Genomic DNA, 24,615 nt, shown 5'->3' on the forward strand with positions numbered 1-24,615 from the left:
AGGAGCACCCATGACCGTTCAGGAAGACACACGCCCAGACGACGCTCCCACGGATCGCCCCACGGAGCTCACCGTTCTCGGGGCCTGCGGCCAGGACTGTCCGGACTCCTGCTCGATGGTGGTCACCGTCGCGGACGGTGTGGCGACCAGCGTCAGCGGTAGCAAAACCAACCCGTACACCAACGGTGGGCTGTGCGTGAAGGTGGACAATTACCTGGACAAGGTCTACAGCCCCGATCGAGTTCTGTACCCGCTCAAACGGTCCGGACCCAAAGGCTCCGGCCGCTTCGAGCGAATCTCGTGGGACGAGGCCGTGGCCACCATCGCGGAGAAGTTCACCGCCATCGCCGAGGAATTCGGTCCGGAAGCGATCATGCCGTGCAACTACCTCGGCACCCAGGGGATCACGCAGGGGCTCAACGTCGGGGACGCATTCTTCAACCGCCTCGGCGCGACGGTCGCCGAGCGCACCTACTGCGACGCCGGCTCGTGCACTGCCTACGCGATGACGGTCGGCGACACGGCGGGCGTCGACCCCGAAAGCTTCGTCCATTCCAAGTTCATCCTGATCTGGGCGTCGAACATCATGAGCACCAATCTGCACCTCTGGCCGTATGTGGCCGAGGCGAAGAAGCGCGGTGCCAAGGTCGTGGTGATCGATCCGGTCAAGACCAGAACCGCGAAGGCTGCAAGTTGGTACATCCCCATCCGGCCCGGCACCGACGGCGCACTCGCACTGGCGATGATGCACGTGATCATCGACGAGGGACTGACGGACGCCGACTACATCGAGCAGCACACCATCGGCTTCGACGAGTTGGCCGAGCGCGTACAGCAATACACCCCGCAGTGGGCATCGGAGGAGACGGGCATTGCCGTCGAGGACATCTACACGTTGGCAAGGGAATACGCGCAGAGTCAGCCGTCCGTGATTCGTATCGGCGTCGCGATCGAGCGCAGTGCCGGTGGTGGACAGAGCGTTCGGGCCATTTCGTGTCTCCCCTCGTTGGTGGGGGCGTGGCGCAAGCCCGGTGGAGGAATTCTCCAACTACCCCTGTGGGCATTCCCGGTCAACTGGCCCGAATTCCTGCAGACGGATCTGCAGACTCCGGGTACTCGCGTGATCAATCTGTACCAGCTCGGCGAAGCACTGACCGGCGGGCTGAATCTGGATACGCCACTCAAGGGCCTGATGGTCTACAACTCGAATCCGGTGGTGGTGTGCCCCGATCAGAAGCGGATGATCGACGGGCTCAGCCGCGAGGATCTGTTCACCGTCGTCAGCGACCATTTCATCACCGACACAGCCGATTACGCGGACATCATCCTGCCTGCCACCACTCAGCTCGAGCAGGACGACATCAATTTCTCGTGGGGCCACCTGTTCGTCACCTACAACAACCGTTCGATCGAGCCGATGGGTGAAGCAGTCCCCAACACCGAGATGTTCCGGCGATTGGCCAAGGCAATGGGGTTCACCGAGCCGGTGTTCTCCCGAACCGACGAAGAGCTCATCGGTCTCGCCTACGACTGGAATGCCCCGGCGATGGAGGGCATCACCATCGAGTCGCTCAAACGGCTCGGCTGGCAGAGACTCAATCTGCCCGGTCCCGACGAGTACGCGCCCCACGCCGACGGAAATTTCAGGACCCCTTCCGGCAAAACGGAATTCCTGTCCTCGGCAGCGGCGGGCGGCAACTTCGTTCTTCCTCTGTTCCGGCAGGGCTCGAACGATCACCAACCGGGCCAGCCGGTCGATCCGCTGCCGCACTACATCGCGCCCCGCGAATCGCTGCGCACCAACCCCGAACTGGCGCAGAAGTATCCGCTCAACCTGCTGACTCCCAAGTCGCACGCCTATCTGAATTCGAGCTTCGGGAATTTGGACATGCATCGCAAGGTGCAGAAGGAGCCGACATTGCTCATCAACCCAGTCGATGCCGAGCGTCGGGGAATCGCGTCGGGGGATGTGGTGCGGGTCTTCAACGATCGTGGAGAGTTCACCGTTGTTGCCAAGCCGGACAAGACGGTCATGGAGGGCGTCACGGTCTGTGCGATGGGCGCGTGGCGCAAGAACATGCTGTCGCTGTCCACTCCGGCTTCGCTGAACCCGACCGTGTTCGCAGACCTCGGAAACGCCCCGACGTTCTCCGACACCCTCGTCGAAGTGCGACCACTCGACGCCTGATCATCGTCACCACTACGAACAAGAGGATTTCGCCATGGCCTACGTCGTCACCGAAGCGTGCATCGACCTACTCGACAAGGCATGCACCGAGGAGTGCCCCGTCGACTGCATCTACGAGGGCGCTCGGATGATGTACATCAATCCCGACGAGTGCGTCGACTGCGGAAAGTGCATGCCCGCGTGCCCGAACGACGCGATCTTCTGGGAACACAAGATCCCGGACGAGCAGAAGCACTTCGTCGACATCGCAGTCGAGTTCTGCGAGGACGCCGAGGCCTCCGGCGGCGCGGAGGATCTCGGGCCGGTCGGGCACGACCATCCGACGATCGACGAAGTGGCGAAGAAGTGAGTGACACAACGGTTTCCGAGTGTGACCTGATCATCGTCGGAGCCGGCCCGGCAGGGCTCTACGGTGCCTACTACGCGGGCTTCCGAGGACTGACGGTCACCGTCGTCGATGCCCTGCCACACCCCGGCGGCCAACTGGCCGCGCTGTACCCGGAGAAGAAGATCTTCGACGTCGCGGGCTTCCCGGCGATCAAGGCGCAACATCTGGTCGACGCACTGGTCGAGCAAGCCGAGCAGGCGAGACCGACGTATCTGATGGGACACGTCGCGACCGAGCTCGAGGAGTTCGAGGACTCCGTTCGCATCACCACCGACAAGGGTGCCACCGTCGTCGCGAAGGCCGTACTGGTGGCAGCGGGGATCGGGAAGTTCACGCCGAGGCCGCTGCCCGCCGGGTCGGAGTTTCACGACCGCGGGTTACGGTATTTCGTGCCCAGGCTGAACGATCTGGCCGGCGAACACGTGATGATCGTGGGCGGCGGTGATTCGGCGGTGGATTGGGCACTGAGCTTGGAGCCGATCGCAAAATCGGTCGTACTGGTGCACCGGCGCAACGACTTTCGAGCGCACGCCCACAGTCTGGGTCTGCTCGAGCGGTCGAGTGTCGATGTTCTCACTCCGTTCGAGGTCGAGGAGATCGCAGGCGAGGACGCTGTCGAATCGGTGACGATCGTCGACGGTGCCGGGGTGGAGCGGCGACAGCTGGCGGTGTCGAGTGTGGTTGCCGCACTGGGATTCAAGGCGGCGCTCGGACCCATCGCAACGTGGGGGTTGGACAAGTACCAACGCGACATCGCCGTCGACCGAACGATGCGCACCAACCGGAGGCGAGTGTTCGCGGTGGGTGACGTTGCCGGACACGAGGACAAGGTCAAATTGATCGCGGTCGGCTTCGCGGAGGCAGCCACCGCGGTCAATCACATCGCTCCGCTGGTGGACGGCTCGGCACCGATCGTGCCGGGGCACTCGAGCGACTCGATTCACTGACCCCAGCGGGTCCTACGGGTCAGTGAGGTCGCATCGAGCGGGTGATCGCTCGTGGGTCGTCCGAGTGGGCGCACGCAGCGGCGCGGTACTGACGGGGGCTCATGCCGTATTGCTCGCGGAATGCCCGGCTGAACACGGCGAGGTCCGCAAATCCCCACCGTCGACTGATCTGCCCGAGAGAACGGTCGGCCGAGATGCTGGCGATGATCTCACGACGGCACCGCTCGAGCCGCTTGACGCGGATGCTGCGGGCCACCGTCGTGCCACTGGCGGCGAAGACGCGGTGAAGTTGTCGGGTCGAGACGAGCATCGCCGCCGCGACCGCGCCGGGCGAGAGCTCGGGGTCCGCGAGATGATCGTCGATGTACCGCTGTGCCGACCGCACGAGTGCTGCGGTAGGGGAGTCGATCGTCGGGTTGGTGGTGGTGTTGCGGGCGATCACGCTGACCAGATCTCCGACCTCGTCGGCTATCGCCTGGGCACCGGAGGCACCGAGTGCCGAGCGGGTCGACCCCAGGTCGTGCAGAAATCGTCCGAGGAGGCCGCTGAAGCCGGCCGACCCGTCGAAGGCCATGGCTGTCATGTCGCTGGACTCGCGGTCGTCGAGTCGAAGCATGTGCCGTGGCCACGTGAAGACCTCGAGCTCCCATTGGTCGTCGTCGGGGTGGCCGTCGATGATCCAGTCGAACGGTCGCGAGGTGTCGTAGATGGCGAAGTCGCCGCGTGAGAGCGAACATTCGCGACCGTCCTGAACCACGATCGCGCGGCCCCGACGGATCATCCCGATCTGCACGTACTCGATACGGTCCTTCTCGATGAGCGAGTCGGTACGAGCGATGCGTTGTGTCGTGGATCGAACGCTCGAAACCTGCAGGTGCGCAAGCGACATCGAGCGAACGGCCCCGGTGAATCGGCTGTCGGCCACATCGGCGACATCGAGTGCCACGAAGTGTTCGTTCAACATGTCGCACCAGTCCCCGCGGCTGGTCGTCCGGGCCGGGATGGAGAATCCGGATCTGGAGAGCATGAGAACCCCTTGTCGTAGGAGCCCACCGTGATCGACTCGTCGTGATCGTGTCGATCACCGCGATGGAGGGGCTTCGTTCGAGGTTAACGCGCAATGTTTCGGCTCGATTGGCTGTTCGTAACATTGCCGGAAAGTCCTGCGACGACGTCGCAGCGTGGTCTCTGCGGATCAACTAGCCGTCACTGACGGTCAACTGTGGATCACCCGATTCGGCAATCCTCGGTGCACACGAGGTGGAAGGGGTGTGCTGTGGGCGAAGTCGACACTGTCCGAGAAGTGGATGCGAATACGACTCCGAAAGCACGCGCGACCGATACGTATGTCGCCGTGGTAGCCGACGATCTGTCGGTCGAGGCGACGATCGACTGGGCGACACTGCCGCAGTGCGGGGCCGTCGTGATCTTCACCGGGGTGGTTCGCGAATACTCGACGGACGTCGCGGGTCGCCCCGCAGATGGTGTCGTGTCGATCGACTACCAGGCCTACGAGTCGGTGGCGCGAGTGCGACTGTTCGAGATCGCGGCCGCGGCGCGAGACCGGTGGCCGGGAATCGGACGTATCGCGTTGCTGCACAGAGTCGGATCGGTTCCACTCGGTGAGGCCGGCGTCCTCGTCTGTGTGTCCTCGGGTCATCGCGTCGATGCCTTCCTGGCTGCGCAGTTCTGCATCGACGTTCTCAAAGCGTCCGTGCCGGTGTGGAAGCTCGAACAGCGGGCCGGAGTCAGCGATTGGGTCGAGACCGGAGTGCAGATCGAGGGCGTCGAGCGGGCGGCCTCGCAGTGGCTGCCCGCCACCTACGGACGTTCCTCGTGAGCGGACTCGACGTGGGCGTTCGCGATACTCGTGGGCGAGTCCTTCGCGATCTACGGATCTCGGTCACCGATCGGTGCAATTTTCGCTGCGTGTACTGCATGCCCCGTGCCGAATTCGGCCCCGATCATTCGTTCCTGAACGCGAGCAGGCTGCTGTCCTTCGAGGAGATCGACAGAGTTGCCCGAGCGGCCGCAACCATCGGAATTCGAAAGGTACGTCTCACCGGCGGTGAACCGCTGCTACGCGCCGGAATCACCACGCTGATAGAGCGATTGAGTTCGATCGAGAACATCGATCTGGCGATGACCACCAACGGTGCACTGCTCGCTGCGCATGCCGAAGAACTCGTGGCGGCCGGGTTGCGCCGTGTCACCGTCAGCCTCGATTCAACGGATCCGGATACGTTCGCCCGGATGAGCGACACCCGCGTGCCTGTGCAGACCGTGCTCGACGGCATCGACGCAGCTGTGCGGGCCGGGATGTCGCCGGTCAAGGTGAACGTAGTGGTCCGCCGGGGAGTGAACGACGGCTCGATCCTGGCCGTTGCCGAACGGTTCCGAGGCACCGACGTCGTGGTGCGCTTCATCGAATACATGGATGTGGGCGCGACCAACAGGTGGGAGCTGGCCCAGGTCGTCGACGTCGAGTCGATCGTCGACACGATCGGACGGAGCCATCCGCTGGAGAGAGTCGACGCGGAATACGACGGCGAGGTGGCGGTGCGGTATCGCTACCTCGACGGCAGCGGCGAAATCGGCGTGATCGGTTCGGTATCGGAACCGTTCTGCGGAACGTGCACCCGCGCGAGGTTGTCCGCTGACGGCAAGGTGTTCACGTGTCTGTTCTCCTCGACGGGAACCGATCTGCGGGCCCTGCTGCGATCGGGAGCCTCGCAGGACGACCTCGTTGCGCGCTTGTCGGCGCTGTGGCTGCGCCGCGACGATCGCTACTCGGAGCTACGAGCCGGAACGAACGACGGTGCAGTGCGCGACCGCATCGAAATGTCCTACATCGGTGGATGATCGGAGAGTGAGAGGTTCATGGCCGAAGTCCTGATGTTCGCAGCGGCCCGTCAGATCGCCGGTGAGGCGGCGCGAGAGATTCCTGGGTCGACCGTCCGAGGGGTGCTCGATTCCGCGGTCGAACGGTACGGCGCGCCCTTCGCGGATGTGCTTGCTGTGTCTCGGATCTGGATAAACGGTCGTTCGCTGGGTCGTAGCGAGGATTCGCCGTGCTCGGACCGGGACGAGATCGCAGTGCTGCCTCCGATTTCCGGCGGATGAAGTCGGCAGGAGCCGATATTCGTCCGACTTCGCATCGGACGGTCGACGAACATCGCTGTGCTGTGGACCGACTGGGCGTGTCGCCACGCGTTCGCTCGGTGCCGATCCACAGTGCCGTGGGACGAGTGTTGGCCGAGGACATCGTTGCCGACCACGCGTTGCCGGCGTTCGACAACTCGGCGGTCGACGGATTCGCCGTCCGCGCTGCCGATGTGGACGGTGCGGGCCGTGCGCCCGTTCGGTTGCTCGTCTCCGCTCGCAGCGTCGCAGGCAGGCAACCGGTGCCGCTGCACGTTCTGCCGGGTCAGTGCGTCCAGATCATGACCGGGGCCGTGGTGCCGTTCGGTGCAGACGTGGTGATCCCGGTCGAGAGAACCAGCGGATTCGTCGAGTCGTTCGGTTCGGCCGAGGTCACCGTCCACTCGCTCGATTCCAAGAGCAACATTCGCGCCCGGGCGTCGGATCTGGAGGTCGGTGATATCGCTGTCGGGGTAGGGACGATGGTCACCCCCGCCCAGGTCGGCCTGTTCGCCGCTCTCGGCCGCACCCACGTTCGGGTCGAATCGTCTCTGGTTGTCGCTGTGCTCTCGACGGGATCGGAGATCCGCGGCCTCGGGACCGAACTCGCGAACGGTGAGTGTCACGATGCCAACGCCGCGATGATCGTCGCCGATCTCACCCGGTGCGGTGCCGACGTGCACCTCGAACCGGCTGTGGCCGATGACGTGGACGCATGTCGGGCGGCACTCGCCCGGTGCGCCGACGCTGCGGACGTCATCGTCACGACCGGTGGTATCAGCGCCGGTACCGAGGAAGTGGTTCGGCTGGCACTCGCGGATCAGGAGGTCGACTTCGTCTCTGTCGCAGTCAGGCCGGGAAAGCCGCAGGCGTGCGGTCGATTCGGCGGAACTCCGATCGTGTGTCTACCGGGAAATCCGGTCAGCGCATTGATCTCCTACGAACTGTTCGTCCGGCCGGTGGTCGTTGCGGCACTGCGAAACCCGCAGGCGGAAAGAACGATGAGAACGGTCAGGGCGCAGGGGCAGACGCCTCCTGCCTCGGCGATACCCCGGGTGATGCTGGGCGTCGTCGACGGTGACGACGCCACGATCATTCGATCGCACTCGGTCGGTGCGCTCGCCCATGCCAACTGTCTGATCGTGATTCCGCCCTCCGACGGCGGCCTGGGTCCGCCGGATGAGTACCCCGCCTGGATGCTCGACTCGGTCGCGTCGACGCGGTGAGGTACCTGCCTCCGAAGGCGCGGGGAACCTCTCCGCGCCCTGCACGCCGGTGTGAGGAGAGTGCACGCATTTCGTAACGCAAATGCCTCGGATGGCTTACGCCCAAGGCTTACCGTGTGTGCACTCGAACCTAGCGCGGAGTGCATCATGACGTCGTATTGGACAACCCGGGGACTCGGCCCGGCCGATCAGATGAGCTATTGGGCCGATGTTCTCTGCCAGGCATTCACCCCTCTTGCACCGTGGCGATCCCGGGACCACGTCGAACACAGTTCGTCGCGTTCCGGACTTCCCGGATGGGTGCGCTCCGCGGCGATCGGGGGTGGCAACGCAGCGGAGATCGCCTCCTGCACACAGCGAATCGATCACGGAAGGCGCGAGGTCGCCCGCGCGGACGAGGACGTCGTCTTCGTCAATCTGCAGCTCGACGGCCACTGTACGACCACTCAGGACGGGCGGCAGTGCACGGTCTCCCGAGGCGAGTTCGCCATCGTCGACTCGACTCGCCCGTACCGGCTCGAGTTCGTCGAGCCCGGCAACGACGAACTGTGGCGAGTGCTGTCCTTCCGACTGCCGCGCCCTCTGCTGGCAGATGTGGTCGGCCCGTCGGCAGCGACCACTGCGCGGCGTTTCGCAAGTTCGTCGGGTTCTGCTCGCCTGCTCAGCTCGTTGATGGTGGAGACCTGGCGGACCGATTCCTCGCTGCAGACCGCCGAGCGGCAGATGATCGGTGCTGCCCATGTCGATCTGCTGCGTGCAGTACTGGGAGGGACACAACGGGGCACTGGATGCTCGTCGGAGACCGACGAAGCACTTCGGGTGTCCGTAGTTCGGTACATCGACTCCAGGCTTGCATTCGGCCGAGTTCCCGCTACCGATGCGGCCCGCCATGTCGGGGTATCGGTACGCACGCTCCATGCCCTCTTCGAGAGGACGGGAACCACGTTCGGTGCCGTCGTACGTGAGCATCGCGTCGAAGCGTGTCGCCGTGAGCTTGCCGATTCGCGTGACACTCGATCGATCGGAACGATAGCTGCAGCGTGGGGTTTCTCGGATTCGGCCCATCTGGCCAAGACCTTTCGATCGCGCTTCGGATGCAGTCCGGTCGAATACCGCGCGTCGGTGAAGACAGGGGAAATGTCGCAGTTGGCGTAGGGAGACTCTCTGTTCGGGAGTGCAGAACGGTACCGACGACGGCGCAGTCCGGTACAAGACCGGGATGCATCGGGCCGTGAAACATGGTGTGCAGGGCAGCGTCGCCCGATTCCGTTCTTCACCCCCACCAGGACAGCAATCGAGGAGTCTCACATGACCCTGAGTTTCGAGCTCAGCCCCGAGCAGATGGCAGTGCGCATGCAGGCGCGGCAAGTGGCGGACGACATTCTGAGCGAAGTAGCGCCCGCTATTTCCTCCATCCCGCGCCCCGAGGATCGCTTCTACGCACTGCAGCCGGTCTACAAGCAGCTGGCCGGTCTCGGATTCGTCAAGGGACTGGTTCCCGATCAATACGGCGGCGCGTACTTCGACAATCTCACCTTCGCGCTGGCGGCGGAGGAACTCGCTCGGGTCGACATCAACACTCCGACTGCATTGCTGGGCACGGGATTGGGACTCAACCCGATCATCAACTTCGGTACCGAGGAGCAGAAGAATCGCTGGCTCCCGTTGTTCTGCGACGGCGAACCCCGATTGGCTGCGATCGCCTACACAGAGGTGACCGGCGGAGCGAATTACGATTCGGAGGACCCGACCGTCGGAATTCGGACCTTCGCGCGTCGCGAGGGCGACGAGTGGGTCATCAACGGTGCCAAGCACTACACCACCAATGCCTCGGGCTGGGACGGTCAGGGTGCCGACCTGATCAGTGTGGTCTGCCGTACCGATCCTGCACTGCCGCCGTCGGAGTCGCTCGCCGTCATCGTCGTGGAGAAGGGAACGCCCGGGGTCGAGATCACCGACATGATCGACACCATCGGACATCGCGCCACCAATTCGCCGCGGGTGGAATTCCGCGACGTACGGGTGCCGGTCGGCAACCTCATCGGCAAGCCGGGCGACGGGTTGGACATCGTCGCCACTGCCTTCTCCTGGACCTGCTCGTCCATCGCTGCCGCGTGCGTGGGCAGGATGCGAGCTGCATTCGACTATTCACTGCACTTCGCCAAGACCGACCACCGCTCCGGTCCGGTACCGGTCATCGAGTATCAGAACGCCGGATACATGTTGGTGGACATCAAGACTCGTATCGAGGCTGTCCGCTACTTCGCATGGAAGGCCGCCGACCATTTCGACCGCACCGGCGGACGCGATCGTGAATTGGCAAACGAGGCAAAGATTTTCGCGTCCGAGACGGCCGTGCAGGTGGTGTACGACGCGATGCGTCTCGTCGGCGTCGATGCGTACACGAACCTGACACCGATCGCCGCGATCATGGAAGACGTCCTGTGCTTCCCGGTCTACGACGGCGGCAACATGGGGGTCCGACGGCGCAACGTCCACAATCTGCTCAAGGCAGACGGATTCGACTCACTCGCCGCTGCAGAGAATCGACTGTCGGTACCCGAGCACGCCTAGACCCACCGAGGCAGTGGTGTCAGGATCCACTGCGATCCTGACACCACACCGGTACTGTCATGCGCCGTCTCCAGCGGCCGGTCTGACCAGGTCGCAGGGGGCACCATGTCCGGCGAGCGTGCTATCGCACGTCGCCCCCGAGGCCGTACCCCTGCATCGATCGAGTGAATTCGAGCGGATCGCCGTCGACGAACGTGTCCGGGGAAAATGCACCGTCGGCCATGACACCCCACGCCCGACGTCGCTGCATGGCCAGGTTGCCCGCGTCGTACAGGGGAAAGACCATCGCCTCGCGGTACAGCTTCTCCATCGGGAACCGCCGGTCGAGGGCATTGACTCCGACGATACGCATGCAGTCGTAGACGACCTTCTGCATGAGGTCCCCGCAGAAGGTCTTGTTCATACCTCCGAGAGCGTGCCCTTGTCCAGGGTGCTTGTCCATGTAATGAGCTGTCTTCCAACAGAAGTAACGGCCCGCCTCGATGCGCGCGGCCACCTCGGTGAGCAGATTTCCGACGGCCTGATGATTGATGATCGGTGAGATTCCACCGCCGGTGTAGGTCTTGGCCCATTTGAGAGTGAAGTCGTAGGCGCTGCGTGCAACGGCCACCGAGGCAATGCCTGCGATGGGGGAGGACCAGGTGAAATTGCGCTGGATGAGCATGTCGCCGTCACCTTCGGCCAGGATGTTCTCGTCCGGCACACGTACGTCGCGAAACGTCATCGTGACGTTCTGGCACGTTCGGTGGGCCATTTTGTCGATGACCTCGTATTCGATTCCCTTCGTACCGCGTTCGACGACGAACACGCTGAGAGATCCGGCTCCACCTCTGGTTCGATCGGTGCGTGCCACGCAGACGTTCAGATCTGCGCCCTTCAGGTCCCAGCCGCCCGCGTTGCACGGCCAATGCTTCTCACCGTTGAGGGTGTACTCGGCTCGCCGTGGGTGATGATCCGCCGTCAGCTGAATTCCGGCCGCAGGATTCGGATGGTCGAAGTTCGCGGTCCCGCCGCGTTCGCTGACGACCCACCCCGCCAGGAAGGTGCCGTCCGGGTCCGAGGTTGCTCTGCCGAGCCACTTCTGGCGTTGACTCTCGCTTCCCAACCAGAGGATGGGCATCAGTGCCAGACCGTTCACCAGCAAGGTGGTGGGGAAGCCGGGATCGACGGCGCAGAGTTCTTCGATCGCGATGAGGAAGTCGATGTTCGACGCTCCGCCACCCCCGACGTCGCGTGGCAGGAACATCGTCGTGAAGCCGGCTTCCGCGGCAGCCCGATAGACCGGTTTCATGGCGACGAATGCTTGCTGTGGATCGGCGGTGGCGTCGGCGTATTCGGCGGCCGGCCGCAGAACGCCGGTAGCGAAATCTCGTGCGCGTGTCTTCAGCCGCTTCTGATCGTCGGTGAGGTCGAAGTCGATGGGCATAGCAGATCCTCCGTGCCAACAGCGTCGCCGCCGTGAAATGTCGCAGTGAACCCCGGTGTAGTGCGTTCCTGCCCGCGACCGCGTCGGCCGACAGCGCGGGATCGATCAGTGCGCGGTCGGCCGTCCGGACAGGCCGAGTGCACCGCGCAGCCCGTAGTCGTTCGCGGCGATCTCTTCGAGTGTCGACCGATCCAAGACCTCGAAGTACGCATCGAGCGCTCGACTGAACACGTCTCGTGCTCCACAGACGCCTGCGACGCGGCAGTACCGAACGGCGCCGAGGCACTCGACGACTGCGTAGTCCGTTTCCATCGTTCTCATGATCTCGCCGACGGTGATGTCCGACGGGTCCTTGACGAGAACGACCCCACCCGCTCGGCCGCGGACGGTCTCGACCAATCCGGCACCGGCGAGCCTCTGAACGACCTTGTCGAGATGGTTCCGTGAGATCTTGTGTGCGGCAGCGATTTCGCTCACCGACCCGCGGCGCTCGGGCGCGACGCGGAGGTACAGCAGTACCCGCAGCGCGTAGTCGGCATGACTCGTGTGTTTCATCCTGCTCGCCTCCGTTGCGACTGGTCCGGACTCTACAGGTGCCGGTGGACTTGTCGCCCGTCGAGCAGGAGGGCGATGCTCGGTCGGGCGGTGGGCGGGCTCGACCACCGCCCGACCGAGCGATCGATGCGACGTCAGCCGGCCAGTGTTCCGATGCCCTCGTGCTCCTTGCCGAACCTGACGTATTCGTCCTCCATGATCGCGCGCGGGTCGAACGCCGGATCGGCGATGATTCCGTGGACGCGCCTGCGTTGCATTCCCATGTTTCCGCCGTCGTAGATCGGCAACACGGCGGCCTCGCGCAGGATCTTGCCGAATCCGTTCTTGGTCTCGAGGCTGTTCACGCCCACGATCTGCATGCACTTGTACACGCAGTCGAACATCAGCTCGGTGACCTGGATCTTGTTCATCGCCCCGACCAGTTCTGCGTGCTGGTCGTGCTTGTCCAGGTAGTCGGCGGCTCGCCAGGAGAAGTAGCGCGCCATCTCGATCTTCGCCGCGACGTCGCCGAGTACGTAGCCGACGTTCTGGAACCCGATGATGGGCTTCAGGCCGCCGCCCGTGTTGGTCTTGGCCCAGTCGAGCGCGAGTTCGTATGCAGCGCGGGCCATTCCGACGGCTGCGATAGCCGCCACAGGTCCCGACCACGCGAAGTTGCGATTGATCACCAGATCGCCGTTACCGGCAGCTCCGGGCAGAAGGTTGGCAGCAGGGATGCGTGCGTTGTCGAAGACGATCTCGGCATTCGAGGCCAGTCGGTGCCCGATCTTGTCGAGATGGCGGTACGTCACACCGGGAGTGCCGCGTTCGAGAATCAACGCGGACAGTCCCGAAGTGCCACCCTTGTCCGAGTCGGTGCGCACGATCAATGTGCCGGCATCGGTTCCCTGTTCGTCCCATCCGGCGGACGAGGGCCAGTACTTCCGGCCGTTCACGACGTAGTCGTCGCCGTCGAGGACGGCGGTCAGGCCGACTCCGGCGGGCCGCGGCAGGTCGATATCGAAATTGGCTGTGCCGGAGGGGTTTCCCGGAGGTTCACTGGCGGTCCAGCCTCCGAGGTATTCGCCCGTCGGGTCCGACGTGGCCGCGGACAGGTACTTCTCCTTCTGCTCGTCGTTGCCGTACCAGGCCACCGGCATCAAGCCGAGACCGTTACAGAGAACCGTGCAGGCGAATCCTGGGTCGACGACGCAGATCTCCTCGGCGGCAATGACCAGATCGACGCACGAGACACCGCCGCCGCCATATGCTTTCGGGAGCATGCACATCGCGATACCTGCGTGGTATGCCTCGACGTAGGCAGGTTTGGTCATCTGGAAGCCCACGAGAGGGTCGAGCTCTGCATCCGCGGCCGTGATCACGGGAGCGAGCACGTTCTCCGAGAACTCTCGGACCTCGTGTTGGAGCTTTCGTTGTTCGCTGGACATGGTGAAGTTGATCGTCATGGCTGACTCCGTTGTGTGGGAAACGATGTGGTGACCTGACCGGTTCGCCGCCTGCCCCGTTGCTTGCGACGCAGCAACACGATCACAAATCGGTATTACAAATACCGGTTTAAGTGATTGCGGCTGTGTTTCCCTTCGTTTCCGCATCCTCACAGCGGCCACCAGCGACCTCGGTGTCTCTTTCCTGCCGTCCCTCGCGTCGGACCGTCGAGCGCGCAGCCGTGAGCGAGGAGGGTTCAGGCGAACTGTGGTGCCGTGGCCTTGTCGATCACGAGCCACCCGCCGTGGTGTTCGGACGTCCGAAACTGCCGGCCTGTCGACCGACCGAGCTCGACCAACGACGCCTCGTCGAACGTGCGGACGTGTCCGTGGCAGGCGGTGGTCTCGGTCTCGAAGGGCACGGCAACCACAACACGAGTGCGCGCGATGCGTAGCGCTTCTTCCACTATGCGGGAGCCGGTCTCGGCGTCGACGTGTTCGAGGAGATGCAGTGCAGTCACCGTGTCGACACTGCCGTCGGCAACGGGAACATCCGCAGCGTCGCACACCATGGTGTCGAGCGTGATCCCGAGGTGCGGGGCGACGGTGGCGAGCAACCGCATGGTGCCCGCCGACAGGTCCGTCGCAGTCACCGAGTGACCCTTCATCGCCAGGCGTAGCGGAAAGAAGCCGAAACACGAACCCAGGTCGAGCACCGATCCGACGACCGATTTCTCGGCGCGTTCGTGGACCGGTGCGAAGTCGGCGGTTCCCGAGAGCAGCTCGTCCAGCGAATTTCGGTAATAGGTGGCCCATGCGTCGACCGGATCGGAGACGGCGGTGCGGACGATCCCGACCAGGACCAGCTCGAACTCGCGCTGAGAGAGACCCACATGACGCGCCTGTGCGGTCACGATCGGAACGAGGCGCTCACCGATGTCGGCCGACGTCAGGCCGTGGCCGACCTGCACGGTCGACCCCGTCCGGGCCGCGTCGAACTCCAGTCCGGGAAGATGCCGAACGACCACGTTCTCGTGAGCCCACACTCCATCCGGGCTCGGTGCCAGTGCATCCAGCTCGGTCATCGAAAGCCATTCTGTTCGTCGGACGCCAGACGAGGTCGTCCCCTCGGTGAGGTCGAGCGTTCCACACGACGCTCGGCGAATCTGCCGCTCCGGAGCAGTTCGGGCCGCTCGGACGCTGCCGACCCCGCGCGCCGGACGGGCGGCTACCTACCCGGACGGTCAGTTGCTTTCGACGGCCGACCGATTCCTCCCGTCATGCCGGCCCCTCGGACGGTCGCCGGTGTCAGTCCGCTTCCTCGCCGATCCACTGTGCCAGCAGGTGGTGGATGTGCCGGATCTTGACTTCCTGGTATCGAGCCAGCGGCAGCGTCTTCGACTGCGCCGACTTCAAGCCCTTCTGTACCTTGGGCATGTTGTACGCGTCCTGGTCGAACACCCGCGCCGAACTGCCGAGCACGGTTGCCTCCAGCCACGACTGCTCCGGTCGCAACCACTGGGTCTTGGCAGGCTTGGGCCGTTCGCCCTTGAACGGTGCGAGTAGGTACACATCCATGATCGAGGTCTCGTGGTCGTCACCGTTGGGTCGGAATCGGTAGACGATGCGTTGGTATGCGCCCCAGGGATGGAAGTTCGGGAACACGGTGTAGTAGATGCTGTCCAGTGATTCCGCGTCGGACATGTTGTCCGCCTTGACATCACCGATGATCTCGCGCAGACCCTCGCGGGCCAGCATGCCGGACATCTCGCGCGCGGTGACACCCTCGGGGAGCGTCACCATCGGGTCCTCGTCGATGCGGGCATCGATCATCGAGTCGAACATTTCCTGCTCGGACGGGACGAAGTTGATGTGCGGGCTCGGTACGCCGTTCGCCGTGATACCGCGGTTGAAGTTGCCCCAGCTGTCGTACTGGCTGTTGGAGTCACCGGTGCCCACGACGCGCTGTGGGTGAGTGGTGATCACGTGGAAAGCTTCGGAGAACGCCTCTTGCGCGATCTTCCAGTTGGCCGCAATGACCTGCGCAACGTGCGCTTGGATGAAGCGATCTTCCAGAGGCCAGGCCTCGAAGTGCTTTCCGAGGTCACCGAGAAAGCTGTCCAGTGATTCGGACTCGGGGTCCATGTTGACGAACACGAAGCCGCCCCAGGTGTCGACCTTGACCTGCGGCAGATCCATCTTCGACTTGTCGACCTGGGGGAAGTCCCAGGCGCAGGTCATCGACTTGAGCGAGCCGTCGAAGTTCCAGGCGAAACCGTGGAAGGGGCAACGGATTTCGTTTCCGGCCGGGCCGTCCTCTTCGCGGAGGGTGCGGCCACGGTGCAGGCACGAGTTGTAGAACGCACGGATGCCCATGTCCTTACCGCGGACGAGGAGAATCGACTTCTCGCAGATCTCGTACACGAGCGTGTCGCCCGGCTCGGGGATCTCTTCTTCACGGCACGCCATCTGCCATACCTTGTACCAGACTCGATCTCGCTCGAGTTCGTGATACTTGCGACTGATGTAGCGCGACACCGGAACGAAATTCTGGTCGGCGTATTGCTCGTGCGACTCTTCGCGCAGGATGTCCGGCACCGGATGAGTATCGGTCTCGAGCAGTCGTTGGTACCCCGTCCCGTTCTCGACGGGTGGTGTGGCGCGCTCATCGATATCGGTCACAGCTTGCCTCCCTGTTCCAGCGTGATGGCGAGGGCGTCCTGCGCCTGTTTGTCGGCCTGCATCTTCTCGAGCAGCTTCGCAGCGCCCATGAAACGTCGGTTCTGGGTGATGGGAACGGGAGCGCGGGGGCCGAGCCCCACCCATCGGGCCAGTTCGGGATCCACAGCCTTCACCTCACCGTGGAGGTAGCGACCTTCCGGATCGAACGTGCCGGTCTTGCCGTCGCGAGTGGTGACCAGGACGTTGAAGTCGTCGTCGAACTCGTAGATCGCGTGGCTCATCGGATGCTTGATCTGTCGCATCGCAATCTCCTTGATGGTCAGTAGAGGTGTTACTTAATGCTCTATCCACTAACTGTATCAGCGAACAGTGACGGTGAGCACAGTTTTCTTTACTGCGACTCCAATAACTATTGCCGAGCGGCCCATCGGAGCGCTGCCCCCACGAGCCTGCGGTAGACGGGGTCCGACAGGGTGGGAGCCCCGTCGCCCGGTTGCAGGTAGGCCAGCCGGCTACGACCGTTCGTCTTGGTCCACCCGACCAGCGACGAGCCGGGCGCGTGCTGCCATCCCGTGCGATCGTCGCGCCTGCCCGCCATGGCCGAGGCGGTCGAGAAGTGAACGGCGTCGGTCATCTCGGCGTCGGTTCGCAGCAGTGGTGTCACGTCGTCCTCGAAGACTTCGCACAGGTAGGTCTCGTCGGTCAGGTCGAACGACTCGGGAATCCCTGCGACGATCGGATGGTCGGTGTCGACGACGGAGATGTGCTGCGGAACCGCGTGTCGATAGCCCGAATCGGGTCGCTCGACGCCCCGCACCACGCCTGGTCGATACAGGTAGCGGCCGCCGACGAACTCGGCCCACTCGTCCCAGGCGGCCCACGATGCGATGGCGTGGTGGAGCACGACATACCCGTGTCCGGACTTCGGTGCGGCCCTCACTGCGTCGCGTAGTGAATCGGGGGGCGCGGACGGCCGGGGCAACGTGCCCGGCATGTCGTAGTGCAGTGAGACGTCGAACGCTTCCGGCCCCGGATCCGCGTCCGGGTGCTCGAACCAGGTGACTTCACCGGGCATCGACTCCAGAAATCCGGCGAACGCGTCACGATCGAAGGAGTGTCCACCGGAAAAAGCCGCGATACGCATGAGGGACGTCCGTTCAGAGTTTCGACTGTTGTTTCAGTCAAGTTACTCGACGGTGGTGCCCGTCCGTCGGAGCTTCAGCGACCCTCGATCATTTTCGCGCACACATCGGTGGTGGCCGACCGGAGGCGCGACACCGCGATGTTGGACAAGGGCCCGCCCTCGATCCGCAGGGGCTGGATGGCGATGGTCGTTGCGATCATCGTGCGTGCTCGCAGCGATCGCGCGGCGTGCTGCGCCGCGGCCGATCGCTTGTTCGCCGGTATCTCGGCGTCGGGGAAATAGTCGAAGGCGCGGCGGACGTGCCTGTCCTCGTATTCCTTCGTCAGTAGACGCGTCCCCGGCGTAGCACCGCCTGCCACCTGCAGAAACAACATCCGGGCCGCATTGGGATGTTCTGCAGTCCAGTCCCATACGGCATCGACGACATCCTTGAACGCAGCGGCATCGGCCTCGGTGTCGTCCGGTCGAACTGCCTGGGCTGCGGCGGTACTGGCATCCATCGCGTATCCGAGCGCGGTATCGAACAGCTCTTCCTTGCTGGCGAAGTGGTAGTAGACCGCAGTCGGGACCATGCCCGCGGCCTCGGCGATCTCCTGAATCGACGTCTCCGCGAATCCTTTGCGGGAGAAGACGCGTACCGCTGCCTGGACGATGAGGTGGCGGCGAGAGGGCCGGTGGGCAGACCCCTTGAGTGATGCGGCATCCGACTCGGACGCGATGGGAGAATCGACGGCAGTCTCTGGCTCGGAACTCTCGTCGACTTTCGACTGTGAGCTGCTGGTTCGTCGCGGCACAGCGTCCTCCTCGGCACCCGGGTCACTGCATGGTGCCATGATCTACGTCATGGCAGCAAAGGCAGTGAAGCCGAAATCGACGGTGACGCCCCCGGCGGACAAGGGTGCCAAGCGTGCGGCGCACCGGCCGTCGCGGCGCGAAGTAGTGGTGGACGCTGCCATGCATCTGTATTCGGTCAGGTCCATCGAGGACGTGACCGTGGCCGATATCGCCGCAGAGGCCCAGATGACGTCGGCGGCCGTCTACTACCACTACCCGTCGAAGGACGAGGTTCTGCTCGCCGGGTTGCGTTTGTTCGCGGATGGCCTTCTCGGCGAACTGCGGGCGGAGATCGCGGCCGATCCGGACGCTGCTCTCGGTGACATCATTTCGTCGTTGCTCGAATGGACGGACCAGCACCGTGCTGCGGCATTGGTGTACTTCACCCGATCGCCCGGTTGGAGTCTGTCCATCGAAACTCTGCGAAGAGAAGTGCGTTCGGTGATGCTGGCGCTGTTCTCGGCCGAATTGCGCACTCGAAGCGGCATCGCGTCCAAAGCGAAGCAGGGTGCGGCCGCTGTCGCGTTGACGACCCTGCTCGAAGTGTCGGCCTCGTCGTGGCTCACCGAGGACGCGGTCCTGGCCGATCTCGGACGTCGTCGATTCTCCGAGGAAGTTCGCGAGCTCGCGGCCGACATCTCGAGCGTCTGAAAGGGCTCTCGCGGCACCGATTTTGCGAAGTATCTTTAGAGCGACGACAGTTTGTGGTTGACTTGGGTTCATGCCGCGCGCCAGGTCGATCGATCTCGACAATCCCTTTGCCCCGCTGACCGGGCTCTGTGAACTGATTCTGGTTCGGCACGGTGAGCAGGTACTGAGCAGAGAACTCAGTGCGCGGGAGACCGTCGACCCACCCTTGTCCGAACTCGGTGAGCGACAAGCGGAGGCGGTCGCGAACCGACTCGCGCGCACACGGGTGGATGCGGTCTACAGCTCCCCGTTGCGTCGCGCACTACGTACCGGCACTCTCATCGCAAGTAAGCACGGGTTGGAGCCCGTCGTGCGCGACGAACTCTCCGAATACGAACCGTGGCAGAAGTTTCCGGCCGACCAGTCTCCGTTCGAGGTGCTACCGCACGAGGAGGTCGCGGCCATGTTCCGAGATCACATTCGCACGCGTCGCTATGGTGCGTTCACCTACGCCGAGGACGGCGCAGAGTTTCATGCGCGTGTTCTCCGACAGATCTCGTCGATCGTCGACGCGCATCTGGGCCGGCGAGTGGTGATCAGCTGCCACGGTGGTGTCATCAATGCCGTGCTCGCCGACGCATTGGGTAGCGCATTCGACATGCCGGTCCGAGTCCACCACACCTCGCTGAGTGTGGTGCGCGGTGCCGATACGCGTCGCGCGGTCCAATCGGTGAACGATTTCACTCATGTACTCGACTTCCAGTCGCACGTCGGAGCCATGAATCTGTAAGTCCTGCAGTCGAATCAAGTCATACCAGAGGAGTCTCACATGGATCTCGATCTTCGCGGAAAACGCGCAATCATCAGTGGCGCGAGCCGCGGCATCGGCCTGTCGATCGCCCGCACACTTCTGGCGGAGGGTGCCTCCGTCGGTGTGTGCGCCCGCGGCGAGGAGCATCTGAACGAGGTTGCCGGAGAACTGTCTGCGTTGGGCACCGTCTTCCACAAGGCGGTCGACGTGGGTGACGCCGCCGCGGTTGCATCGTTCGTCGAGGATGCAGCCGGTGCCCTCGGCGGAATCGACATCGTCGTGGTCAACGCCTCTGCCGCAACAGGCAAAGGCGCGCAGGCATGGCAGAACAGCTTCGACGTCGACCTGATGAGCCTGGTGAACTTCATCGAAGCGGCCAAGCCACACCTCGAGAAGTCCGGCTCCGCATCGGTGGTCACGATCAGCACGACGTCCGCGCTCGAGGCCGGACCGATCAGCACGGCCAACAGCTACGGTGCACTCAAGGCCGCTGTCCTGCAGCATTCGTCGGCGCAAGCCCGTGCACTCGGACCTGCCGGTATCCGAGTGAACGCGGTATCACCGGGCCCCGTCTTCTTCGAGGGCGGTGCCTGGGACACCATCAAGACGAGTCGTCCGGCACTGTACGAGGCTGCCCTCGAGTCGGCCGCGCTCGGTAAACTGGCTGCGGCACAGGACGTTGCGAATGCCGTGGCCTTCCTGTCCTCGCCCGCCGCCGGGCACATCACCGGAATCAACATGGTGGTCGACGGCGGCTTCACCAACCGCTTCGATTTCTGAGCGCGGCGTGACACGTGAGCTGACGGGCACCGCCGACGTCGTCATCCTCGGCGGCGGTTCGGGCGGGTACGCCTGTGCACTGCGGGCAGCCCAGCTCGGCATGTCGGTCATCATGATCGAGGCCGGCAGGCTCGGCGGCACGTGCTTGCACACCGGATGCATTCCCACCAAGGCGCTGCTGCACGCGGCCGAGATCGCCGATTCGGTCCGAGAGGCATCGACTTTCGGGATCGAGGCGACGCTCGACGGCGTCGACATGACTGCGGTGAACAAGTACAAGGACGAGGTGGTGGCCGGCCTGTACCGCGGACTGCAGGGGCTGGTGGCGTCCCGTGAGATCGAGCTCGTCGCCGGTCGCGGCCGTGTCGTGGACGATCGCACCGTGCAGGTCGAACTCGCCGACGGCGGAACCGGCACGTACCGCGGTGAAGCCCTGGTGCTGGCCACGGGCTCTCGACCGAAGTCGTTGCCGGGCCTGAACATCGGCGGTTCGGTCATGACCAGCGATCGTGCTCTGGAGTTGAATGTCGTTCCGGACAGTGTCGTCGTGCTGGGCGGCGGTGTGATCGGATGCGAGTTCGCCAGCGTCTGGACCTCGCTCGGCGCGCACGTGACCGTTGTCGAGGCCGCGGCGACGCTACTGCCGACGGAGGATCCGTGGACAACCAAACAGATCGAACGAGCCTTCCGCAAACGAGGTCTCACTCTGCGTACCGGGACTTCGTTCAGCGGAGTCACCGAACGACCGGGCGGCGGCGTGCACGTCGATCTCAGCGACGGATCGCAGCTCGAAGCGGACCTGATGCTCGTGGCCGTCGGCCGCGGGCCGCGTACTGCGGACATGGGGTTCGAGGAGGCGGGAATCGAGCTCGACCGGGGGTTCGTCGTCACCGACGAATGGCTGCAGACGACGGTTCCCGGGGTCTTCGCGGTGGGCGATATCGTGGCCGGTCCGCAACTGGCACACCGTGGTTTCGCTCAGGGCATTCTGGTTGCCGAGCAGTTGGCAGGGTTGGACTGCACTCCCATCGAGGACACCGGAATTCCGCGAGTCACCTACTCGAACCCGGAGGTTGCGTCGGTGGGATTGACCGAGAGCGAAGCCGCGAAGCAGTTCGGTGAGGTGGCAACAGTGGTCTACGACCTCGCCGGTAACGGCAAGAGTCGGATTCTCCGCACGTCCGGTGGGGTCAAGCTCGTCCAGGCGGGACCGGAGGGTCGTGTGGTGGGAATCCACCTGGTGGGCGAGCGTGTCGGTGAACTGATCGGGGAGGCTCAGCTCATCTACAACTGGCAGGCGACCGCAGGGGACGTCGCCCAGCACGTACACGCCCATCCGACCCAGGCAGAAGCTCTGGGGGAGGCGCACCTCGCGTTGGCGGGGAAAGCGCTGCACGCGCACAGCTGACGAACAAGGAGAAGCAATGCCGGGACCGGCAGGCCGACTCGATGCTGTTCTCGTATGCGGAGGGCAGTGGCACGACTTCGATTACGCACGCCTGCAATTGTTGTCGGCAGTGGCCGAGTACGAGCAGGTTCGAACCAGAGTGTTCGAGGACTACGACTGCATCGAGGTGGTGGCCACGGCCGACCTCCTCATCACGTACACGTGCAATCGGGTTCCCGATCAAGCGCAGCAGAATGCTCTGGCGCAGTTCGTCTCTCGCGGTGGACGATGGCTGGCCCTGCACGGCACCAACTCGGCGATCGAGAGGACTTCACCCGGATCGGCGAGCAAATACGTGACGCCACGATCTCTGAACACCATTGCTCCCGTGCTGGGAAGCCAGTTCCTCGGTCACCCACCGATCGCGCCGTACACGGTCGAGATCACCGATCCGGCCCACCCGTTCGTGGCCGGGATCGACTCGTTCGAGGTGACCGACGAGCTCTACGTCAGCGAACTCCATCAACCGATTCAGGTCCTGGCACACACTCGATTCGTCGGTGAGTCGACGGGTTTCGAGGAAGGACACACCGCCGACGACGAGCCACGTCCGGTGCTCTACCTCAAGGATCACGGTCGCGGAACCGTCTGTTATTTCACGCTCGGTCACTGCCGAGGGCGATTCGACGTACAGGATCTCGGCATCGACGATCTGGGCCGGGTGGACCGGGGGAGCTGGACGGTTCCGGAGTTTCGCACCGTGTTCGAGCGCTGCCTGTCGTGGGCCGTCACCGGAGATGCAGCGGCCCACGACTGACCGAGTGCTCAGATGATGTCGACGGTGTCGAGAATTTTCTCGGCGTAGGCTTGGTCACCCTCGATCGAGACATGCGCTCGCCACGGACTTCGTGTGGTGCCCCAGAGTACGAAATCCGTTGCAGTCGAACGGACCACGGTATCGGCATCCGAGATTCCGGATTCGACCGTCAGGAGCTGCGAGCCGGGCCGAAGGGTCCATTCGCCGCCGCCGGCACCGGTGAGTTGTACGCCGAGCGGCCGGTCGAGGACGCCGCTGACCGGGGTGCACATCTGCGGTAGGCCGGTCCACATCCAATCGACGGCAGTGCGGACCAGGTCGTCTTCGGGATCGGGTGTATCGCGTGTCACCGGACCGTCGGGTCCGAGCAGGTCGACGTAGAGATGGCACCACATGTCGAACGCGAACGCATCCGAGAGTTGATGGGTGGGATAGGTTCCCAGATCGGTCAGTGTCATCGGGGTCGCTGCCAGCTCGCTGCCCTGCATCGCCTCGAGCACGCCGAGTGCGCCGTCCGCGTTGGACAGGAATTCGTCGGCCACCTGCGCGCTCGACCAGTCTAGTCGTGCATCGACCAGTAGGTTCTGCGCCTGTTCCGCTGTCGTCGGAACGGGTGCCGACGGGTCGTGGGCCGGCGGGTCCACCATGATCTTGAAATTCGATCCCGTGTGCGCGACGAGGTCTTTGACGGACCATCCGGCGCAGCGACTGGGGGCAGCCCATTCGTCCGCGGTGAGCCCTCTGATCACCACCGAATAGCGCTCGGCGAGTTCGCGACTGGCAGACAATCCGGCTGTGCTCATGTGAAACTCCTCGGGAAATTCGCCGCGATGGGAATTGTCAGTAGGACGCAGTGCCGCCGTCGACGCTGAGGATGGCACCGGTGATTCCGGCACCTGCGTCCGATGCGAGCAACATGGCCATCGCCGACACTTCCTCGATCGTGTTGGGGCGCTTGATGGCCGACTCCTCGGCGAACAGAGCGACCATCTCCTCGAACGACATTCCCATTGCGGCGGCGGTGCTGGGGCCGTTGTTCTTGATGATGTCGGTGATGACAAGTCCGGGGCAGATCGAGTTGACAGTGATCCCTTGGGTTCCGACTTCACGGGCGATCGACTTCGTCATTCCGTTGATGGCGTGCTTCGCCGCGACGTATGCCGTGAACACGGGCTTGCCGTGCTTGCCTTCGACGGACGAGATGTTGATGATGCGGCCGTACTTGTTGGGCAGCATGTGTTTCAGGGCTCGGCGGGTCGCCCAGAAGTTGGAGTTCAGGTTCCAGTTCATCACCAACGTCCACTCCTCGTCGCTGAGATCGACCGTGGGCTGCAAGTCCTTCGCGCCACCGGCGTTGTTCACCAGTACGTCGATTCGACCGAAGGTGGAGACCGTCTGCTCGATGAAGTTCTCGACGTCCGCCTGAACTGTGACGTCTCCTGCGAAGAACGCGGCGCGATCTCCGACACCGAATTCGGCGAGGGCCTTGTCACCTTTCTCGGCCGAGCGGCCGTTGAGTGAGACCTTCGCGCCCTCGGCCAAAGCCGCCTCGGCGATGCCACGACCGATGCCCTGAGTTCCACCGGTGACGGCAACAACCTTGTCTTGCAGTTTCATCGAAGTTCTCCTCGGAAATGTCGGACGGGATCTCGGACAAGTAA

General features: G+C 63.8%; 25 protein-coding genes. 14 read left to right on the forward strand and 11 right to left on the reverse strand.

Annotation, left to right across the window (positions count from 1 at the left end; all coding sequences use genetic code 11):
* Positions 1 to 10 precede the first annotated feature (10 nt).
* Genes ABZ677_RS15310 through ABZ677_RS15320 form a run of 3 tightly spaced genes read left to right on the forward strand, consistent with a single transcriptional unit; the run spans position 11 to position 3,523 of the window.
* Entirely contained in the window at positions 11 to 2,188 is a 2,178-nt protein-coding gene (locus ABZ677_RS15310; protein ID WP_358370682.1) for a molybdopterin-dependent oxidoreductase, read from the forward strand.
* 34 nt (positions 2,189 to 2,222) lie between these two features.
* Entirely contained in the window at positions 2,223 to 2,537 is a 315-nt protein-coding gene (gene fdxA, locus ABZ677_RS15315) for a ferredoxin (protein ID WP_358370685.1), read from the forward strand.
* Positions 2,534 to 3,523 carry an NAD(P)/FAD-dependent oxidoreductase gene (locus tag ABZ677_RS15320; RefSeq protein ID WP_037188449.1) on the forward strand — a complete coding sequence of 330 codons (990 nt, stop codon included), beginning with the start codon at positions 2,534 to 2,536 and terminating at the stop codon, positions 3,521 to 3,523. The genes fdxA and ABZ677_RS15320 overlap by 4 nt, the downstream gene beginning before the upstream one ends.
* Positions 3,524 to 3,542: 19 nt before the next feature.
* On the opposite strand, the gene ABZ677_RS15325 is transcribed toward ABZ677_RS15320, so the two are convergent.
* Entirely contained in the window at positions 3,543 to 4,550 is a 1,008-nt protein-coding gene (locus ABZ677_RS15325; RefSeq protein ID WP_358370688.1) for a helix-turn-helix domain-containing protein, read from the reverse strand.
* Between the two features lie 276 nt (positions 4,551 to 4,826).
* Between ABZ677_RS15325 and ABZ677_RS15330 the strand changes: the two genes are divergently transcribed.
* The 6 genes from ABZ677_RS15330 to ABZ677_RS15355 all read left to right on the forward strand — a co-directional run bounded on the left by ABZ677_RS15330 (position 4,827) and on the right by ABZ677_RS15355 (position 10,464).
* Complete coding sequence (locus ABZ677_RS15330) at positions 4,827 to 5,363, forward strand: molybdenum cofactor biosynthesis protein MoaE (protein WP_358370690.1); 537 nt, start codon at positions 4,827 to 4,829, stop codon at positions 5,361 to 5,363.
* Positions 5,360 to 6,385: a GTP 3',8-cyclase MoaA gene (moaA, locus tag ABZ677_RS15335; RefSeq protein ID WP_358370693.1), complete on the forward strand. Its 1,026-nt coding sequence runs from the start codon at positions 5,360 to 5,362 to the stop codon at positions 6,383 to 6,385. The genes ABZ677_RS15330 and moaA overlap by 4 nt, the downstream gene beginning before the upstream one ends.
* Positions 6,386 to 6,403: 18 nt before the next feature.
* Complete coding sequence (locus tag ABZ677_RS15340) at positions 6,404 to 6,646, forward strand: MoaD/ThiS family protein (RefSeq protein ID WP_037188446.1); 243 nt, start codon at positions 6,404 to 6,406, stop codon at positions 6,644 to 6,646.
* Positions 6,643 to 7,890: a gephyrin-like molybdotransferase Glp gene (glp, locus tag ABZ677_RS15345; protein ID WP_358370696.1), complete on the forward strand. Its 1,248-nt coding sequence runs from the start codon at positions 6,643 to 6,645 to the stop codon at positions 7,888 to 7,890. Before ABZ677_RS15340 ends, glp begins: the two co-directional genes overlap by 4 nt.
* A 147-nt stretch (positions 7,891 to 8,037) precedes the next feature.
* Positions 8,038 to 9,045, forward strand: coding sequence for a helix-turn-helix domain-containing protein (locus tag ABZ677_RS15350; RefSeq protein ID WP_082323508.1), 1,008 nt, complete (start codon positions 8,038 to 8,040; stop codon positions 9,043 to 9,045).
* 153 nt (positions 9,046 to 9,198) lie between these two features.
* Positions 9,199 to 10,464 (forward strand): acyl-CoA dehydrogenase family protein, encoded by a 1,266-nt coding sequence (locus ABZ677_RS15355; RefSeq protein ID WP_032404639.1) that lies wholly within the window; start codon positions 9,199 to 9,201, stop codon positions 10,462 to 10,464.
* A gap of 121 nt (positions 10,465 to 10,585) precedes the next feature.
* Here ABZ677_RS15355 and ABZ677_RS15360 read toward each other — a convergent pair whose 3' ends face one another.
* The 8 genes from ABZ677_RS15360 to ABZ677_RS15395 all read right to left on the reverse strand — a co-directional run bounded on the left by ABZ677_RS15360 (position 10,586) and on the right by ABZ677_RS15395 (position 18,489).
* Positions 10,586 to 11,890 (reverse strand): acyl-CoA dehydrogenase family protein, encoded by a 1,305-nt coding sequence (locus tag ABZ677_RS15360; RefSeq protein ID WP_358370699.1) that lies wholly within the window; start codon positions 11,888 to 11,890, stop codon positions 10,586 to 10,588.
* Between the two features lie 105 nt (positions 11,891 to 11,995).
* Positions 11,996 to 12,445 (reverse strand): Rrf2 family transcriptional regulator, encoded by a 450-nt coding sequence (locus tag ABZ677_RS15365; protein ID WP_094739538.1) that lies wholly within the window; start codon positions 12,443 to 12,445, stop codon positions 11,996 to 11,998.
* Between the two features lie 134 nt (positions 12,446 to 12,579).
* Positions 12,580 to 13,890: an acyl-CoA dehydrogenase family protein gene (locus ABZ677_RS15370; RefSeq protein WP_094739537.1), complete on the reverse strand. Its 1,311-nt coding sequence runs from the start codon at positions 13,888 to 13,890 to the stop codon at positions 12,580 to 12,582.
* Between the two features lie 236 nt (positions 13,891 to 14,126).
* Entirely contained in the window at positions 14,127 to 14,954 is an 828-nt protein-coding gene (gene mftM, locus ABZ677_RS15375; RefSeq protein WP_358370703.1) for a mycofactocin oligosaccharide methyltransferase MftM, read from the reverse strand.
* Between the two features lie 223 nt (positions 14,955 to 15,177).
* Positions 15,178 to 16,551, reverse strand: coding sequence for an aromatic ring-hydroxylating dioxygenase subunit alpha (locus tag ABZ677_RS15380; protein ID WP_037188444.1), 1,374 nt, complete (start codon positions 16,549 to 16,551; stop codon positions 15,178 to 15,180).
* Positions 16,548 to 16,853, reverse strand: a complete 306-nt coding sequence (locus ABZ677_RS15385; RefSeq protein WP_052047385.1) for a hypothetical protein — start codon at positions 16,851 to 16,853, stop codon at positions 16,548 to 16,550. The genes ABZ677_RS15380 and ABZ677_RS15385 overlap by 4 nt, the downstream gene beginning before the upstream one ends.
* Before the next feature lie 107 nt (positions 16,854 to 16,960).
* Positions 16,961 to 17,695, reverse strand: a complete 735-nt coding sequence (locus ABZ677_RS15390) for a ThuA domain-containing protein (protein ID WP_358370707.1) — start codon at positions 17,693 to 17,695, stop codon at positions 16,961 to 16,963.
* Positions 17,696 to 17,769: 74 nt separating this feature from the next.
* Complete coding sequence (locus ABZ677_RS15395) at positions 17,770 to 18,489, reverse strand: TetR/AcrR family transcriptional regulator (protein ID WP_358370709.1); 720 nt, start codon at positions 18,487 to 18,489, stop codon at positions 17,770 to 17,772.
* A gap of 49 nt (positions 18,490 to 18,538) precedes the next feature.
* On the opposite strand from ABZ677_RS15395, the gene ABZ677_RS15400 reads away from it, so the two are divergent.
* The 5 genes from ABZ677_RS15400 (at position 18,539) to ABZ677_RS15420 (ending at position 22,954) form a co-directional block, all read left to right on the forward strand.
* Positions 18,539 to 19,180 carry a TetR/AcrR family transcriptional regulator gene (locus ABZ677_RS15400; protein ID WP_230596168.1) on the forward strand — a complete coding sequence of 214 codons (642 nt, stop codon included), beginning with the start codon at positions 18,539 to 18,541 and terminating at the stop codon, positions 19,178 to 19,180.
* A gap of 70 nt (positions 19,181 to 19,250) precedes the next feature.
* The gene (locus ABZ677_RS15405) at positions 19,251 to 19,949 is read left to right on the forward strand and encodes a histidine phosphatase family protein (protein ID WP_037188440.1); all 699 of its coding nucleotides are present in this window, start codon (positions 19,251 to 19,253) and stop codon (positions 19,947 to 19,949) included.
* Between the two features lie 39 nt (positions 19,950 to 19,988).
* Positions 19,989 to 20,750 carry an SDR family oxidoreductase gene (locus tag ABZ677_RS15410; protein WP_358370713.1) on the forward strand — a complete coding sequence of 254 codons (762 nt, stop codon included), beginning with the start codon at positions 19,989 to 19,991 and terminating at the stop codon, positions 20,748 to 20,750.
* Positions 20,751 to 20,769: 19 nt separating this feature from the next.
* Complete coding sequence (lpdA, locus tag ABZ677_RS15415; protein WP_358370985.1) at positions 20,770 to 22,158, forward strand: dihydrolipoyl dehydrogenase; 1,389 nt, start codon at positions 20,770 to 20,772, stop codon at positions 22,156 to 22,158.
* 16 nt (positions 22,159 to 22,174) lie between these two features.
* Positions 22,175 to 22,954, forward strand: coding sequence for a ThuA domain-containing protein (locus ABZ677_RS15420; RefSeq protein WP_358370716.1), 780 nt, complete (start codon positions 22,175 to 22,177; stop codon positions 22,952 to 22,954).
* An 8-nt stretch (positions 22,955 to 22,962) separates the two neighbouring features.
* On the opposite strand, the gene ABZ677_RS15425 is transcribed toward ABZ677_RS15420, so the two are convergent.
* Together ABZ677_RS15425 and ABZ677_RS15430 are read right to left on the reverse strand one after the other, a co-directional pair.
* Complete coding sequence (locus ABZ677_RS15425; protein ID WP_358370719.1) at positions 22,963 to 23,757, reverse strand: maleylpyruvate isomerase family mycothiol-dependent enzyme; 795 nt, start codon at positions 23,755 to 23,757, stop codon at positions 22,963 to 22,965.
* Positions 23,758 to 23,794: 37 nt separating this feature from the next.
* On the reverse strand, positions 23,795 to 24,571 hold the full coding sequence (locus ABZ677_RS15430; protein WP_037188431.1) for an SDR family NAD(P)-dependent oxidoreductase: 777 nt from the start codon (positions 24,569 to 24,571) through the stop codon (positions 23,795 to 23,797).
* Between the last annotated feature and the right edge of the window lie 44 nt (positions 24,572 to 24,615).

Origin of the sequence: Rhodococcus sp. NPDC006774, from assembly GCF_040636045.1 — a bacterium.
Classification (GTDB): domain Bacteria; phylum Actinomycetota; class Actinomycetes; order Mycobacteriales; family Mycobacteriaceae; genus Rhodococcoides.

Bases quoted from the DNA above. Each gene is read 5' to 3' on its own strand.
- ABZ677_RS15310 (WP_358370682.1), top strand. From the start codon at position 11: ATGACCGTTCAGGAAGACACACGCCCAGACGACGCTCCCACGGATCGC.
- fdxA (WP_358370685.1), top strand. From the start codon at position 2,223: ATGGCCTACGTCGTCACCGAAGCGTGCATCGACCTACTCGACAAGGCA.
- ABZ677_RS15325 (WP_358370688.1), bottom strand. From the start codon at position 4,550: ATGCTCTCCAGATCCGGATTCTCCATCCCGGCCCGGACGACCAGCCGC.
- ABZ677_RS15340 (WP_037188446.1), top strand. From the start codon at position 6,404: ATGGCCGAAGTCCTGATGTTCGCAGCGGCCCGTCAGATCGCCGGTGAG.
- glp (WP_358370696.1), top strand. From the start codon at position 6,643: ATGAAGTCGGCAGGAGCCGATATTCGTCCGACTTCGCATCGGACGGTC.
- ABZ677_RS15350 (WP_082323508.1), top strand. From the start codon at position 8,038: ATGACGTCGTATTGGACAACCCGGGGACTCGGCCCGGCCGATCAGATG.
- ABZ677_RS15355 (WP_032404639.1), top strand. From the start codon at position 9,199: ATGACCCTGAGTTTCGAGCTCAGCCCCGAGCAGATGGCAGTGCGCATG.
- ABZ677_RS15360 (WP_358370699.1), bottom strand. From the start codon at position 11,890: ATGCCCATCGACTTCGACCTCACCGACGATCAGAAGCGGCTGAAGACA.
- ABZ677_RS15365 (WP_094739538.1), bottom strand. From the start codon at position 12,445: ATGAAACACACGAGTCATGCCGACTACGCGCTGCGGGTACTGCTGTAC.
- ABZ677_RS15370 (WP_094739537.1), bottom strand. From the start codon at position 13,890: ATGACGATCAACTTCACCATGTCCAGCGAACAACGAAAGCTCCAACAC.
- mftM (WP_358370703.1), bottom strand. From the start codon at position 14,954: ATGACCGAGCTGGATGCACTGGCACCGAGCCCGGATGGAGTGTGGGCT.
- ABZ677_RS15385 (WP_052047385.1), bottom strand. From the start codon at position 16,853: ATGCGACAGATCAAGCATCCGATGAGCCACGCGATCTACGAGTTCGAC.
- ABZ677_RS15390 (WP_358370707.1), bottom strand. From the start codon at position 17,695: ATGCGTATCGCGGCTTTTTCCGGTGGACACTCCTTCGATCGTGACGCG.
- ABZ677_RS15400 (WP_230596168.1), top strand. From the start codon at position 18,539: ATGGCAGCAAAGGCAGTGAAGCCGAAATCGACGGTGACGCCCCCGGCG.
- ABZ677_RS15405 (WP_037188440.1), top strand. From the start codon at position 19,251: ATGCCGCGCGCCAGGTCGATCGATCTCGACAATCCCTTTGCCCCGCTG.
- ABZ677_RS15410 (WP_358370713.1), top strand. From the start codon at position 19,989: ATGGATCTCGATCTTCGCGGAAAACGCGCAATCATCAGTGGCGCGAGC.
- ABZ677_RS15420 (WP_358370716.1), top strand. From the start codon at position 22,175: ATGCCGGGACCGGCAGGCCGACTCGATGCTGTTCTCGTATGCGGAGGG.
- ABZ677_RS15425 (WP_358370719.1), bottom strand. From the start codon at position 23,757: ATGAGCACAGCCGGATTGTCTGCCAGTCGCGAACTCGCCGAGCGCTAT.
- ABZ677_RS15430 (WP_037188431.1), bottom strand. From the start codon at position 24,571: ATGAAACTGCAAGACAAGGTTGTTGCCGTCACCGGTGGAACTCAGGGC.